Source organism: Streptomyces yokosukanensis, from assembly GCF_001514035.1.
GTDB classification, from domain to species: domain Bacteria; phylum Actinomycetota; class Actinomycetes; order Streptomycetales; family Streptomycetaceae; genus Streptomyces; species Streptomyces yokosukanensis.
The window spans coordinates 204,158-217,939 of sequence record NZ_KQ948212.1 but is presented as its reverse complement, the minus strand read 5'-3'; the positions used below and the strand labels follow the sequence as shown (position 1 = coordinate 217,939).

General features: G+C 74.7%; 11 protein-coding genes. 4 read left to right on the top strand and 7 right to left on the bottom strand.

Going from position 1 to position 13,782, the window contains the following annotated elements:
* Nucleotides 1-41 precede the first annotated feature (41 nt).
* Complete coding sequence (locus tag AQI95_RS18795) at nt 42-1,331, bottom strand: MFS transporter (protein WP_079071325.1); 1,290 nt, start codon at nt 1,329-1,331, stop codon at nt 42-44.
* Between the two features lie 81 nt (nt 1,332-1,412).
* On the opposite strand from AQI95_RS18795, the gene treY reads away from it, so the two are divergent.
* On the top strand, nt 1,413-3,788 hold the full coding sequence (treY, locus tag AQI95_RS18790) for a malto-oligosyltrehalose synthase (protein ID WP_208614211.1): 2,376 nt from the start codon (nt 1,413-1,415) through the stop codon (nt 3,786-3,788).
* A gap of 37 nt (nt 3,789-3,825) precedes the next feature.
* On the opposite strand, the gene AQI95_RS18785 is transcribed toward treY, so the two are convergent.
* Nucleotides 3,826-4,728: a LysR family transcriptional regulator gene (locus AQI95_RS18785; protein ID WP_067124442.1), complete on the bottom strand. Its 903-nt coding sequence runs from the start codon at nt 4,726-4,728 to the stop codon at nt 3,826-3,828.
* Between the two features lie 96 nt (nt 4,729-4,824).
* Here AQI95_RS18785 and lpdA point away from each other — a divergent pair, with 96 nt between their 5' ends.
* Complete coding sequence (gene lpdA, locus AQI95_RS18780) at nt 4,825-6,291, top strand: dihydrolipoyl dehydrogenase (RefSeq protein ID WP_067124440.1); 1,467 nt, start codon at nt 4,825-4,827, stop codon at nt 6,289-6,291.
* A gap of 138 nt (nt 6,292-6,429) precedes the next feature.
* Nucleotides 6,430-7,680: a M14 family zinc carboxypeptidase gene (locus tag AQI95_RS18775; RefSeq protein ID WP_067124438.1), complete on the top strand. Its 1,251-nt coding sequence runs from the start codon at nt 6,430-6,432 to the stop codon at nt 7,678-7,680.
* Between the two features lie 11 nt (nt 7,681-7,691).
* Here AQI95_RS18775 and AQI95_RS18770 read toward each other — a convergent pair whose 3' ends face one another.
* Together AQI95_RS18770 and AQI95_RS18765 are read right to left on the bottom strand one after the other, a co-directional pair.
* Nucleotides 7,692-8,117, bottom strand: coding sequence for a subtilase-type protease inhibitor (locus AQI95_RS18770; protein WP_067124436.1), 426 nt, complete (start codon nt 8,115-8,117; stop codon nt 7,692-7,694).
* A 105-nt stretch (nt 8,118-8,222) separates the two neighbouring features.
* On the bottom strand, nt 8,223-8,774 hold the full coding sequence (locus AQI95_RS18765; RefSeq protein ID WP_067124434.1) for a DUF1707 and FHA domain-containing protein: 552 nt from the start codon (nt 8,772-8,774) through the stop codon (nt 8,223-8,225).
* 190 nt (nt 8,775-8,964) lie between these two features.
* On the opposite strand from AQI95_RS18765, the gene treZ reads away from it, so the two are divergent.
* The gene (treZ, locus tag AQI95_RS18760; protein ID WP_067125027.1) at nt 8,965-10,710 is read left to right on the top strand and encodes a malto-oligosyltrehalose trehalohydrolase; all 1,746 of its coding nucleotides are present in this window, start codon (nt 8,965-8,967) and stop codon (nt 10,708-10,710) included.
* Between the two features lie 38 nt (nt 10,711-10,748).
* On the opposite strand, the gene AQI95_RS18755 is transcribed toward treZ, so the two are convergent.
* The 3 genes from AQI95_RS18755 to AQI95_RS18745 all read right to left on the bottom strand — a co-directional run bounded on the left by AQI95_RS18755 (nt 10,749) and on the right by AQI95_RS18745 (nt 13,667).
* A complete protein-coding gene (locus AQI95_RS18755) occupies nt 10,749-11,684 on the bottom strand; it encodes an aminoglycoside phosphotransferase family protein (RefSeq protein WP_067124432.1) in 936 nt (311 codons plus the stop codon).
* Between the two features lie 64 nt (nt 11,685-11,748).
* On the bottom strand, nt 11,749-12,876 hold the full coding sequence (locus tag AQI95_RS18750; protein ID WP_067124430.1) for an aminopeptidase P family protein: 1,128 nt from the start codon (nt 12,874-12,876) through the stop codon (nt 11,749-11,751).
* 218 nt (nt 12,877-13,094) lie between these two features.
* Entirely contained in the window at nt 13,095-13,667 is a 573-nt protein-coding gene (locus tag AQI95_RS18745) for a PDZ domain-containing protein (RefSeq protein ID WP_067124428.1), read from the bottom strand.
* Between the last annotated feature and the right edge of the window lie 115 nt (nt 13,668-13,782).

The window sequence follows — 13,782 nt, the reverse complement described above, 5'->3', positions numbered from 1 at the left end:
GTCGGGTACCGGTGCCCCGGCACTGTTGCCTGTTGGGGGTACTAGCGAGGCTGCTGGTCGGGCACGCGCGCGTAGGGCGCGTTCTCGCGCGGTTCGCGGTGCGTCGTCGGGCGTGTCGTCAGAGCCAGGACGAAGGCGAGCGCGGCCGCCGTGCTCCCCGCCGCGAAGGCTGCCACGGGGCCGTAGGAGTCGGCGAGGCGCCCGGTGACGGCGACCGCGAGGGCCTGGCCGCCGACGACGGCGCTCGTGGCGGCCCCCATGGCCTCGGCCAGCCGGGCCGGCGCGACCGCGCGCTCCAGCAGCCCGAACACCGTGATGAGGTGCGGGGCGTAGGTCACGCCGAGGACCGTGACGACGACGTACAGTCCGGCCAGTCCGGTGGTGCCGAGCAGCGGCAGCGACAGCGCGCAGCAGGCCCCGGTCGCCAGCCGCCACCGCACCCGGGGCCCGAAACGCTCCGGCACGGCGGCCATGCCGAACCCGGCGACGGCGCTCATCACGCCCATCGCCGCGTACACGAGCCCCGCCTGGTCCTCCTGCCCGAGCCGGGTGGTGAGCGCGGTGATCCCGGCCTGACAGGCACCGAACACCGCGCCCTGGAGAGCGAGGGCGGCGAGCAGGGCGGGAGCACAGCGGGGCAGCGGAGCCTTCCGCACGGCACGCCCGCGTGCGACGGTGCGTTCGCCGCGTTCGGGCGTCACGAGTCGGGCCGTGGGATGGAGGGCGAAGCCGCTGCCGCAGATGGCCACCAGCAGCGCCGCGCCGCCCATCGCGTAGGCCGGATGGGCGAGCACCGCCGCCGTTCCGACCAGCGCCGGACCGAGCACGAAGGACAGTTCGTCCAGGGTGCTCTCGAAGGAGAGCGCGACACCGACGGTGGCTTCGGGCGCGCCGGCGCGGCGGGCCAGGGCGACCAGCCGGGTGCGGGCCAGCGGGCCGACGAGCGGCACGGTGGCCCCCGCGGCGGCCCCCAGAAGGGCCAGGACGGGCGTGGGAAGGCCCGCGAGTGCTCCGGCGACCAGTGAGGCCACGGCGAGCGCGTTGGCGAGCGAGAAGGCCAGCACGACCGTCCGCTGCCCGTGCCGGTCGGCGAGCCGCCCCACGAGCGGTGCGCAGGCCACCTGGCCGAGCGCGAGGGCCCCGCCGGTCAGCCCCGCGGCGGCCAGGGAGCCGGACGTCCGGGTGACGAGCAGCACGCTGCCGAACTCGATGGTGGCGGTCGGCAGCCGCCCCAGGAACGACACGCACGGCAGCAGCGGACCGGTCAGGCGGATCACCTGGCGGTAGGTGTCCCGAACCCGGCGTCGATCGGCTCTCCCCGTTGTCCCCATCGCTCGAAGCTAGCCACGCGTGCGTGGATCCGTGCAGGGGCCGATGACACGAAAGACGGCGGGCTGGGTACGTAGGTTTCCATGACCTCTGCGCGACCCGGACCGGGGGTGCCCACGGCCACCTACCGGCTGCAGCTCCAGCCCGCGTTCCCGTTCGCCGCCGCGGCCGCGGCCGTGCCGTACCTGGCCTCGCTCGGTGTCTCGCACCTGCACCTGTCCCCCGTCCTGGAGGCCGTGCCCGGCTCCACGCACGGCTACGACGTGGTGGACCACGCGCGCGTGCGCGAGGAGCTGGGCGGCGAGGAGGGCCTGCGGTCGCTGGCGCGGACCGCGCGGGAGCACGGTCTGGGCCTGGTGGCCGACATCGTGCCGAACCACATGGCGATGGCGCCCCGGCACAACCACGCCCTGTGGGAGGTGCTGCGCGAGGGGCCCGGCTCGCCGTACGCGCGCTGGTTCGACATCGACTGGGACGCACAGGGCGGGCGGGTGCTGCTGCCGGTGCTCGGCGGACCGGTCGGCGCGCAGCTGGAGCACCTCGTGGTCGACGGCGACGTGCTGCGCTACCACGAGCACGCCGTCCCGCTGCGCGCCGGCACGGCGCACCTGCCGCTGCCGGAGCTGCTGGACGCCCAGTGGTACCGCCCGGTGTGGTGGCGGCTGGCCCGCACCGAGCTGAACTACCGGCGGTTCTTCAGCATCTCGGAGCTGATCGGGGTGCGCGTGGAGGATCCGGAGGTGTTCGCCGCCACCCACGCCAAGATCCTCCAGCTGCTCGGCGAGGGCGTGCTCGACGGGCTGCGCGTCGACCATCCCGACGGGCTCGCCGACCCCGACGGCTACCTCGCGCGGCTGCACGAGGCGACCGGCGGGCGCTGGACGGTGGTGGAGAAGATCCTCGCCGACAGCGAGCGGCTGCCGCCGTCCTGGCCCGTCGCGGGCACCACCGGCTACGACGCCCTGCGCCGGATCGACGGCCTGTTCACGGACCGCACGGGGGCGTACGAACTGCTGGGCCGGTACCGGGCGTTCGCGGCGCCGCAGACGGACCGCGGCGGGAACTGGGACGCGACGGTACGGCGGGCCGCCTACAAGGTGCTCACGCACGAGCTGGCCGCCGAGGCCGACCGGCTCACCCGGGTCGCCACCCGGCTGTGCGCGTCGGCGCCGGACCTCGGCCTGCGCGACCGGGCTCCCTGGGCGCTGCGCACGGCCGTGGAGGAGCTGCTGGTCCGGATGCGGGTGTACCGCCCGTACGCCTCGGGTGACGCCTCCGGCGTCGTCACCGAGGAGGCCGCCGAGGAGGCCCGGCTCGCCTTCGCGGTGCCCGAGGAGGCGCAGGCCGTCGGCATCGTGCGCGGGCTGCTGGTCGAACCGCCCGGTGAGGTGTCGGCCCCGGACCACGCCGACCGCGCGGAGTTCCGCACCCGGTTCGCGCAGACCGCGTCGGCGCTGCGCGCCAAGTCCGTGGAGGACACCGCGTTCTACCGGTACGTGCCGCTGCTGTCGGCGACCGAGGTGGGGGGCGATCCGGGCCGGCCGGGAGTGTCCCCGGAGGACTTCCACGCCTACTGCGCGCGCGTGCAGCGCGACTGGCCGCTCACCGGCACGGTGGTCTCCACGCACGACACCAAACGCAGCGCCGACGTCCGCGCCGCGCTGGCCGTGCTCACCGAGTGCCCCGACCGGTGGGCTCAGTTGCTGGCCGAGGTGGCCCGCTGCGAGGAGAGTCCGGGCGGGCCGGACGGGCAGCTGGCCTGGGCGGCCTGGCAGACGGTGTTCGGGCTCGGGCCCGCCGAGGAGGAGCGGGTCCGGCAGGCGCTGCTGAAGCATGTGCGCGAGGCGGGCATGTACACCAGCTGGACGGAGCAGGAACCGCCGTACGAGGAGGCGGTGGCCGCGTTCGTCGCCGCCGGTCCGTGCGGGCCGCCGGGCGAGCGCGTGGCCGCCTTCCGCAAGGCGCTGGAGCCGCACGTGCGGGCCAACGTCCTCGGCACCGCCCTGGTGCATCTGACGATGCCGGGGGTGCCGGACGTGTACCAGGGCACGGAGGGCGAGCACCGGACGCTGGTGGACCCGGACAACCGGCGGCAGGTCGCGTTCCCGCCCGAGGCGCCCGGTGAGAAGGACGCGCTGACGGCGGCGGCGCTGCGGCTGCGCGCCCGACGGCCGGGCGCCTTCGGCGCGGGCGCGACGTACGACCCGCTGCACGCCGAGGGTGAGGCGGCCGGGCACTGCCTGGCCTTCGCGCGCTCCGGTGAGGTGGTCGCGGCGGTGACCCGGCTGTCGCTGCGGCTCGCGGAGGCGGGCGGCTGGCACGAGACCCGGCTGGCGCTGCCGCCCGGGCGGTGGGCGGACGTCCTCGCGACCGGACGGGAGTTCACCGGCGACGCGCGCGTGGCGGACCTTTTCGACCGGCTGCCGGTGGCACTGCTGGAGCGGGTCGCGAAGGCGTGAGGGGAGCACGGGCCCTCGCCCGGGTCCCGTTCGGGGCTCAGTGGGCCGCCGGGGCCCCCGGGGCGGGCCAGGTGGCGCGCAGGAGGTCCACGAAGGCCTCGGCCGCACCGGTGGGCGCCACGCGCGCGTAGACGACGAGGGGGCGTCTCCAGGCCGGGTCGGGGGTGAGGATCACGCAGTCCTCGCCCACGGCCCCGCGCACGACGTCGGCCGACGCGGTGCACACCCCGACCCCGGCGGCGGCCATGCGTACGGCCGTTGAGGTGTGCTCGGTCCACACGGCGGTCCGGGGGCTGAACCCGGCCTGCCCGCAGGCCCAGTCGAGGAACCGGGCGCCGTGCACGACGGGCTCCAGCGCGCAGCGGACCCAGGCCCGGTCGGCGAGTTCGGGCAGCGTCACCGTCGTACGGCCGGCGAGCCGGTCGTCGAACGGCACCACCAGGACGAGTTCCTCCTCGCCTATCGGCAGGACGGTGCCGGTGGGGTCGGCGGGCTCGGGGCCGAAGGCCAGGTCGGCGGTGCCGCGCCGGACGGCCTCCTCCAGCGCCTCGGCGGTGGCGTACTCGTGCAGCCGCAGCAGGACCCGGGGGTGGGCCGCGCGCCAGCGGGCGAAGACGTCGGGCAGGACGCCCACGGCGAGGGAGTGCAGGGTGGCGATGTGGAGTTCGCCGCCCTCGGCACCGGCGGTGGCGCGGGCCGCGCGTCGGGCCTGCTCCGCGCTGCGGACGGCGAGTTCGGCGTGCGGCAGGAAGGCCCGCCCCATGGGGGTGAGGCGCACACCGCGTGCCATGCGCTCCAGCAGGACACCGCCGACCGACCTCTCCAGGGCCTTGATCTGGTGGGAGAGCGCGGGCTGGGTGACGTGCAGGGTGTCCGCCGCGCGCGTGAACGACGCCTCGTGGACGACCGTCACGAAGTACTCCATCTGCCGCAGACTCAACGCAGCGTCCTCCCCAGACACCCATGAACGCCCTGCATGGCTTCCACAAGAACATTGCCTTGGACTCATGGCAAGGGGCGGGCGGAGGGTGGGGCCATGAGCACACGGACCACGAACACGACGGACGTCCTGGTCATCGGCGGGGGCACCGGCGGCTACAGCACCGCCCTGCGCGCCGCCGCCCTCGGGCTGGACGTCGTCCTCGTCGAACGCGACAAGGTCGGCGGAACCTGTCTGCACCGGGGCTGCATTCCGAGCAAGGCGATGCTGCACGCCGCCGAACTCGTCGACGGCATCGCCGAGGCCCGCGAGCGGTGGGGCGTGAGGGCGACGCTGGACTCGGTCGACTGGGCTGCGCTGGTGGCCACCCGGGACGACATCGTGGCGCGCAACCACAAGGGGGTCGAGGCGCATCTGGCACACGCCGGCGTGCGGGTGGTGCGTGGCAGCGCGCGCTTGACCGGAACGCGTACGGTGCGCGTGGAGGGCGTGCGTACGGGTCTCGCGCCGGGCGCGCTCACCGAAACCGCGCCCGGCGTGCGCGACTTCACCGTGCGCCGCGGGATCGTGCTCGCCACCGGCTCGCGCCCACGCACGCTCCCGGGCCTCGTGCCGGACGGGCGCCGCGTGGTGACCAGTGACGACGCGCTGTTCGCGCCGGGGCTGCCGGCGTCCGTCCTGGTGCTGGGCGGGGGCGCGATCGGTGTGGAGTACGCCTCCTTCCACCGGTCCATGGGCGCGGAGGTGACCCTGGTCGAGGCCGCGGACCGGATCGTGTCGCTGGAGGACGCCGATGTGAGCCGGCATCTGACGCGCGGGCTGAAGAAGCGCGGTATCGACGTCCGGGCGGGCGCGCGGCTGCTGGACGCGCAGGTGCGGGAGAACGGCGTGCACGCGCGCGTGCGCACCGCGCGGGGTGAGACCCGCACGGTGGACGCGGAGCGGCTGCTGGTGGCCGTCGGGCGGGCGCCGGTCACCGAGGGCCTCGGTCTGGAGGCGGCCGGTCTGACGCCGGACGAGCGGGGGTTCGTGGTACCGGCCGACTGGAAGCGGCTGGAGACGGCCGTGCCGGGCATCCATGTCGTCGGGGATCTGCTGCCGCCGCCATCGCCGGGCCTCGCGCACGCCTCGTTCGCCGAAGGCCTGCTGGTCGCCGAGGCCCTGGCCGGCCTGCCGTCGGGCTCGGTGGACTACGCGGCGGTGCCCCGGGTGACGTACTCCTCGCCGCAGACCGCCGCGGTGGGGCTGAGCGAGACGGAGGCACGCGCGCGTGGGCGGGAGGTCGCGGTGAACACGATGCCGTTGACCGCCGTGGCCAAGGGGATGGTGCACGGCCGGGGCGGGATGGTGAAGGTCGTCGCCGAGGCCGGCGGCGGGCCGGTGCTCGGCGTGCACATGGTCGGCCCGAACGTGTCCGAGATGATCGCCGAGAGCCAGCTGATCGTCGGCTGGGACGCGGAGCCCTCGGACGTGGCCCGGCACGTGCACGCGCATCCCACGCTGTCGGAGGCCGTGGGCGAGGTGTTCCTGACCCTCGCGGGACGCGGCCTGCACCAGCAGTGAGCCCACGGCACGCACCGTCCGCGCCGTGCCCCGGCGCCTGTGTCCGGGCGCCCCCGGGAGCCTCCCCCGCCGCAAGCTTGACAGTTCACCCGTCGCGTGCGGGACTTGGAGGGCGAAGCCGGGCGGAACAAGTCGGGGGTGAGTCTTCTGCCGGAGCTGCGCTACCCCAGCGTTCCCGAACTGGTCGCCTCCGCACAGGCGTTGGCCGCTCAGGAACCAGGGCTGTGCTCGCTCAGGCAGGTGGGCGTCTCGCGCGCGGGAAGACCCTTGCACCTGCTGTCGGTGGGGCACGCCCGGCGGGCGGTGCTGGTGGTGGCCGGCGCCCATGCCAACGAACCGACCGGGGGCTCCACCCTGCGGGTGCTGGCCGAACGCGTACTTGCCGAGCGGGAGTTGCGGGTCGACGCGTCCTGGCACTTCCTGCTGTGCGCGGATCCCGACGGTGCGAGTCTGCATGTGACGCCGGCGCCGCGCAGTCTGCTCGACTACCACCACGGCTTCTACCGGCCGACGGGCGCGGAGCAGCCCGAGTGGTCGCCGTCCGTGCTGCCGCCGGACCGGCTGCCGCCCGAGACCCGGGCGCTGACCGGGGTGATCGACGAACTGCGGCCCTATCTCCAGGTGACCCTGCACGGCACCGATCTGGGCGGCAGCTGGGTGCAGTTGACCAGGGACGTACCGGGGCTCGCCGAGCCGTTCGCCAAGTCCGCCGCGCAACTGCACATACCGGTGGAGACGGGCGCCTCGGACGCCGCCGGCTGGCCGGCCTCCGGACCCGGGGTGCACGTCATGCCCGGCCCGGAGACGGGGGCCGCCTACCCGAGCATGCCGGACGACGCACGGCACAGCACCTGGTACCACGCGCATCGCTACGGCGGTCTGACGGCCGTGGTGGAGGTGCCGATGTGGGCCAGCGACCTGGTGGACGATCCGGCGCCGCACCCGGCGCCGGCGGCGGCGATGCGGCGCCTCGCGCAACGGCTGCTGCGGGACGCGCTGGAGGTGGAAGGGGTGCTCACCGACGCGCTGCCCCGCCTCGGCGGCGTGGACGGCCCGCTGCTGCGGGCGGCGCGCTGGGCGCTGGAGCTGATACCGGGCCTGGCCGAGGACTGGGTCCACACGCCGCCGGCCGCCACGACCATGGCGTACGTCGGCAGTGTGGACGCCTTCGGACGACGGCTGCCGCTGCGGGCGGCGGCGATGCTGCTGCGGGTGCTGCGCGAGACGGACGACCGGGCGGCGCCGCATCTGGAGCAGCTCGTCGCCACCTGGTGCGATGCCTTCGCGGCGCGGTTCAGGGCCCGCTGGGTGCCGTTGGAGCACCAGGTGGAGCACCAGTCCCGTACGGTGCTGGTGGCGGCGCAGCAGGCCCGGGAGCGGCACATGTGAGGCCGCCGGGCTCAGCGCTCCGTGGCGAACACCGCTCCCGTGCGTGCCTCCATGGTGCACTTGTTGGCGTACGTCTCCTGGTAGTCGACCGGCCGGCCGTTCCACTGACCGTGCGCGTGGACGGTCACGGGGGCGTAGATCATCGAGCAGAAGACCTTCTTCTGCGAGATGCGGGCGATGTCACCGTCGGCGGCCGCGAGTTCGCCGCAGGCCTCGGCCGCGCGTGCGTATCCCAGAGGCACCGGGTCGCACAGCAGCAGCGTCCCGTGCCGGTCGCCGCTCTGGGCGGTCTCACCGCGGGCGACGGTGAGGTAGAGCCAGTTGTCGGTGAGGGGGAACGCCGTGCGGGGTGCCGCCTGTGCCGGGGCCGCGGCGAGGAGACCGGCACAGGCCAGCAGGGAGCCGGCGGCCGTGGTCAGTCGGGTGATGTACGTCATGACCGATGCATCGGCACACAGGGGCGCGTTCCACAGCCCGGCTCACCCGATCGGTCCGGCGCGCGCCCGTGCGGGTGAGCCGGTCCGCACCGGGCGGCCGGCCACTCAGCTCGAGGCGAGCCGGAACGCCATTCTGCCGAAGGCGACCTGGTCGCCCTCGCGGACGACGACCGAGCCGATCACGCGGCGCCCGTTGACCGTCGTGCCGTTGGTGGATCCCAGGTCGCGCAGGACCCACATGCCGCCCTGGCGGGTGAGTTCGGCGTGCACCCGCGAGACGGTCTCGTGGTTCAGGCGCAGTCCGTTGGCCGGGTCGCGGCCGATGCGCAGCGGGTGGGTGCGCACGGGGTTCGGCAGCAGCAGCTTGGGCAGCCGCTCGGCCTGCCAGGCCCGGCGCAGCCGTACGGTGAACCCCGAGACGGCCTCGACGGTGCCGAAGACCGCCCGGGAGAAGCGGTTCTCGCGGGGCAGGTCGGCGACGAGGGCGGCCAGTTCGTCACCGCGGCGGGCGGCCAGCGCCAGCTCCATGCGGCGCACGAAGGTGTCGTGCGAGAGCCGGCCCATGGCGACGCCGTCCCGCAGCACCTGCAGCGCCTTGTCACGCTCCGCGTCGGACAGCCGCGCGGGGTAGGTGGAGAACTCGAAAGACGACGTCACGCTGGTGATTGTCGGGCAGTGAACCCCGGGTGTCCAGAAAACGGGGAATCGGCGCCGAAGCGCACGTACGGCCACGACACCACCGGGAAAGGGCGTATTCGAAGGCGGATTGATCGTCCGGGCGGGCACGATGGGGATGCGGGACATCACGGTGAGCAGGCGATCCGTCGCAGACGAAGGGGAACCGTCCGTGCAGTTCGAGGTGTGGGCACCGCAGGCAGACCGAGTGACGCTCCATGGCGAGGGCACCACGCGCGCGTTGGCGCGCGATCCCGAGCGCGCGGGCTGGTGGACGGGAGAGGCGGAGGCCGAGGACGGCCGCCGGTACGGGTTCGCGGTGGACGACGGTCCCGTGCTGCCCGACCCGCGCTCGCGCCGCCAGCCGGACGGCCCGGACGGCCTGAGCGCAGTCGTGGACCACGGGCGCCACGCATGGCGCACGCGGTGGGCGGGGCGTGGGCTGCCGGGTGCCGTGCTGTACGAGCTGCACGTGGGCACGTACACCCCCGAGGGCACCCTGGACGCGGCGGCCGCCCGGCTGGAGCACCTGGTGGAACTGGGTGTCACGCACGTGGAGTTGATGCCGCTGTGCCCGTTCCCCGGGCGGCACGGGTGGGGTTACGAGGGGGTGTCCCTGTGGGCGGTGCACGAGCCCTACGGCGGCCCCGAGGCGCTGAAGCGGTTCGTCGACCGGGCCCATGAACTCGGTCTCGGTGTCGTCCTGGACGTCGTCCACAACCACCTGGGCCCGTCCGGCAACCATCTGCCCGCCTTCGGGCCGTACTTCACCGACACGCACCACACACCGTGGGGGTCGGCGGTGAACCTGGACGCGCCCGGCTCGGACGAGGTGCGCGCGTTCCTCGTCGGCAGCGCGCTGGCGTGGCTGCGGGACTACCGGATCGACGGGCTGCGGCTGGACGCGGTGCACGCGCTGCGCGACACACGCGCGTGCCACTTCCTGGAGGAGCTGTCGGCGGCCGTGGACGGCCTCGCCGGGGAGCTGGGCCGGCCGCTGTTCCTGATCGCCGAGTCGGACCTGAACGACCCGCGGATCATCACCGCGCGCGCGGAGCACGGCCTCGGGTTGCACGCGCAGTGGAACGACGACTTCCACCACGCCCTGCACACCGCGCTGACGGGCGAGTCGCAGGGCTACTACGCGGACTTCGCCGAGGATCCGTTCGCCGCGCTCGCCAAGACGCTGACCGGGGGCTACTTCCACGACGGCACGTACTCCAGCTTCCGGGGCCGGCACCACGGGCGGCCGCTGGACCGCGCGCGGGTGTCCGGGCACCGGCTGCTCGGCTACAGCCAGACCCACGACCAGGTCGGCAATCGCGCCCGGGGCGACCGGCTCGCCGCCCGCCTCTCCCCCGGGCTGCTGGCCTGTGCGGCGACGCTGACGCTGACCTCGCCGTTCACGCCGATGCTGTTCATGGGCGAGGAGTGGGCGGCGGGCACGCCCTGGCAGTTCTTCACCGACCACACCGATCCGGAGCTGGCCGAGGCGGTACGGCGGGGCAGGCGGCGGGAGTTCGCGGCGCACGGCTGGGCCGAGGAGGACGTACCGGACCCGCAGGACCCGGCGACCAGGGACCGCTCCGTCCTGGACTGGTCGGAGCCGGAACGCGAGCCCCACGCGCGCGTGCTCGCCTGGTACCGGCGGCTGATCGCGCTCCGGCACGAGCAGCCGGACCTCACCGACCCCGACCTGGGTGACACGCGGGTGGCCTACGACGCGGGGGCGCGCTGGCTCGCCTTCCGGCGCGGTGACGTACGCGTGGCGGTGAACCTCGGCGGGGAACCGGCGGCGATCCCCCTGGGCACCCGTCCCGCACTGGTTCTCGCGGCCTGGGACCCGGTCGATCCCCCGGGCCCCGACGGCCTCCTGGAGGTGCCCGGCGAGTCCTGTGTGATCCTCACCCAGCCCTGAGCCGCGGCGAGGACGATCCGCCACGGGGAATCGGCGCTCTACGGCTCCTGCTCGGCCTCCCTGAAGTCCGTCAGGCGCTCCAGCAGGATCGGCTCCCAGGAGCGCTCCAGCTGGGTGCGCAGCAGCGGCAGGGGGCTGTCGTCGCGGCCCTCCAGGCGGTCGGTGAGGCGGACGACGGTGTCGCAGCGGGCCAGCCACAGGCCGCGCAGACAGGGGCGGACGCCGTAGCCGGCGAGGGTGGCCGCGCGTACCGCCGCGCCGGAGCCGACCGCGAGGACGAGGCCGGCGATGTCCTCGGCCGGGTCTCCCAGGACCGCGTCGGTCCAGTCGAGGACGCCGCGCACCCGGCCGTCGGCACCGACCACCAGGTGCTCGCCCTTGAGGTCGTGGTGGACGAGCACGACCGTGCCGGACTGCCCGGTGAGCTGGGCCGCGCCGGGCGGGGTGAGCTGATGCAGCCGGGCGGCGTCGAACTCGTCGGCGGCGGCGAGGCGTTCGGCCGCGTGTACGGCCATGCGGCGCAGCGCCTCCAGGGAGCGCGGCGCGGTGCGCGGCACGCCGAGCGCCTCGGCCTGCCGTACGGGCACCGCGCGCAGCCCGGTGAGCAGTCCGGCGAGGTCGGCCTCGCCGACGGCCGAGACATCGTGCTCCTCGGCGCTGCCGCCGGGGATCGCGGTGTCGAGCGTGTAGCCGAGGCCCGGTGCCCACTCGCCGTGTGCCGCGCTGGCCGGGACGGCGACGGGCAGGTGCGGCCGGACCAGGTCGCGCAGGCGCAGTTCGCGGCGCTGGCGCGCGGTGGCCTCGCGGTCGGGGGCGAGGCGCAGCACATGGCGGGTGCCGACCCACCACGTGGAGTGCTCACCGCCCTCCGTCACGGGTCGCACGGCGGGTCCCGCGGTGCCGCCGCCCTCCTCGAGCAGCGTGCGGACCAGTCGGCGGACGGTGTCCGCGGTGGGGGTCGGTGCCTGGGTCATGGGTTCGCGCGTCGCCGTTCCGGGATGTGCCGAGGGTGTGTCTCCTGCGTCGCTCCGTCGCCTCTCAGTCCACTATGACCATCTCGCGCGTGGTGGTGTTCAGACGGCGCCCGCCGTCCTCCGTCACCGTGACGATGTCCTCGATGCGCACCCCGAAGCGGCCGGGCAGATAGATGCCGGGCTCGACGGAGAAGCACATGCCGGGCACGAGGGGCTGTTCCTCGCCCTCGATCATGTACGGCGGCTCGTGCGTGGTGACGCCGATGCCGTGCCCGGTGCGGTGGATGAAGTACGCGCCGTACCCGGCGTCGGTGATCACCGCGCGGGCGGCGCGGTCCACGTCCTGGCAGGCCGCGCCGGGCCGTACGGCCCGGTAGCCCGCCTGCTGGGCTTCGCGCACGATGTCGTGGACCCGGCGTTCCTCCTCGGTCGGCTCGCCCACGTGGACCGTGCGGGTGGTGTCGGAGCCGTAGCCGTCCTTCAGGCCGCCGAAGTCGAGGACGACCATGTCGCCGTCCTGGATGACGCGGTCGCCGACCTCGTGGTGCGGGTTGGCGCCGTTGGGGCCGGAGCCGACGATGGTGAAGTCGACCTGGGAGTGGCCGAAGCGGCGCAGCAGGTCCGCGAGGTCGCGGCCGACGTCGGACTCGCGGCGGCCGGCGAAGGGAACCTTCCGGATCTCCTCGAACGTTGCGTCGGCAGCGGCTCCGGCCGCCGCGAGGAGTTCGACTTCCGCCGCGTCCTTGACGGCGCGCAGCATGGGGAGGGCGTCGGTGAGAGCGGCGTAGGAGGTCTCGGGCAGGGCCCGCTGGAAGCCGAGCAGATGCAGGGCCCAGGTGTTGTCGCTGATGCCGAACCGGCCGCGGCCGTCGAGGAGGGCGGCGGTGACGGTGTAGGGGTCCTTGCCGTCGGTCCAGTCGCGCAGGGTGAGCGCGGACGCGCCGGCCGCGTGCTCGGCGTCCGGGGCCTCCAGGGTCGGCACGACGAGCACGGGGTCGTGGCCGGGAGCGAGGACCAGCACGGTGAGCCGTTCGGTGACGGCGACGGGCGTGTAGCCGGTGAGCCAGACCATGTCCGGTCCCGGTGCCACGAGCAGCCCCGCGAGGCCGGCGTCCGTCGCGGAGCGCACGGCATGCTCCATACGGGCGCTGTAGTCGGCGGCGGTGAAGGGCGCGGGCGTACTACCGGTCATCCGGGCCTCCGGGTGCGGGTGCGGAAACGGGCGACGGCGTCTCGGGCAGCATCCTGCCCGGCCGGACAGGGGCACGCGAGCCGATCGCCGTTGCTTCCCGCGGGACGCGGACGGCGCGGAAGGGACTCGGCATGGGGCCATCATGGCGCGCGGGGCGGATGGTGACCAGTGGGTTTCCGAGGGTGACCGAGGGGACGGGTGTCCGGGATGGCCCCGGCTCAGGTCACCACCCCGAGGACGACCGCCAACTGCTGGTATCCCCCACTGCTGTGACGCACGGTGAGTGTCACCGGCGTGCCCGGCCGGGCGTGGGACACGGCCCGGCCGAGGTCGGCGGCGCAGTCGACGCGGGCGGAGCCGAACTGCAGCAGGACGTCCCCGCGGACCAGTCCGGCCGCGTAGCCGGGTCCGGGCACATGCACGCCCACGACCAGCGCGCCCGCCTTCGCCGCGTCGGCGGCCTCGACGCCGAGGGTCGCCGCGGGCAGGGCGGCCGGGCCGCTGCCGGAGGTGCCGGCGGCGGTGGGTGCGGCCTTGGCCGGCGGGCCGGACTGCGGGGCCTGGCGTTGCAGCTCGGCGAGCCTGCTCATGCCGATCACGGTGGCGCCGACCGTGCCGATGCCCACGCCGGACAGCACCAGCACGGTGCCGGTGCACAGGCCGAACAGCACGGTCCGCAGCCGCCGTCCGCGTCGGCGCGCGGCGTGCGGGCGGTGGGTGGGGCCGGGGGTGCCGCCCTCCCGTCGGTCCTGACCGGGCATGGGCTTCGGACGCAACGCAGTCTGTTCCATGGTTCGCTCGCCTCCTGCAGGTGGCTACCCGGGGCACCGGGCCGCGACGAGACACGAACGAGTGAGACTGGCCGGAGGGTGGCGGAGGGTAGTCATCACCCCCAGGGGCGAGCCC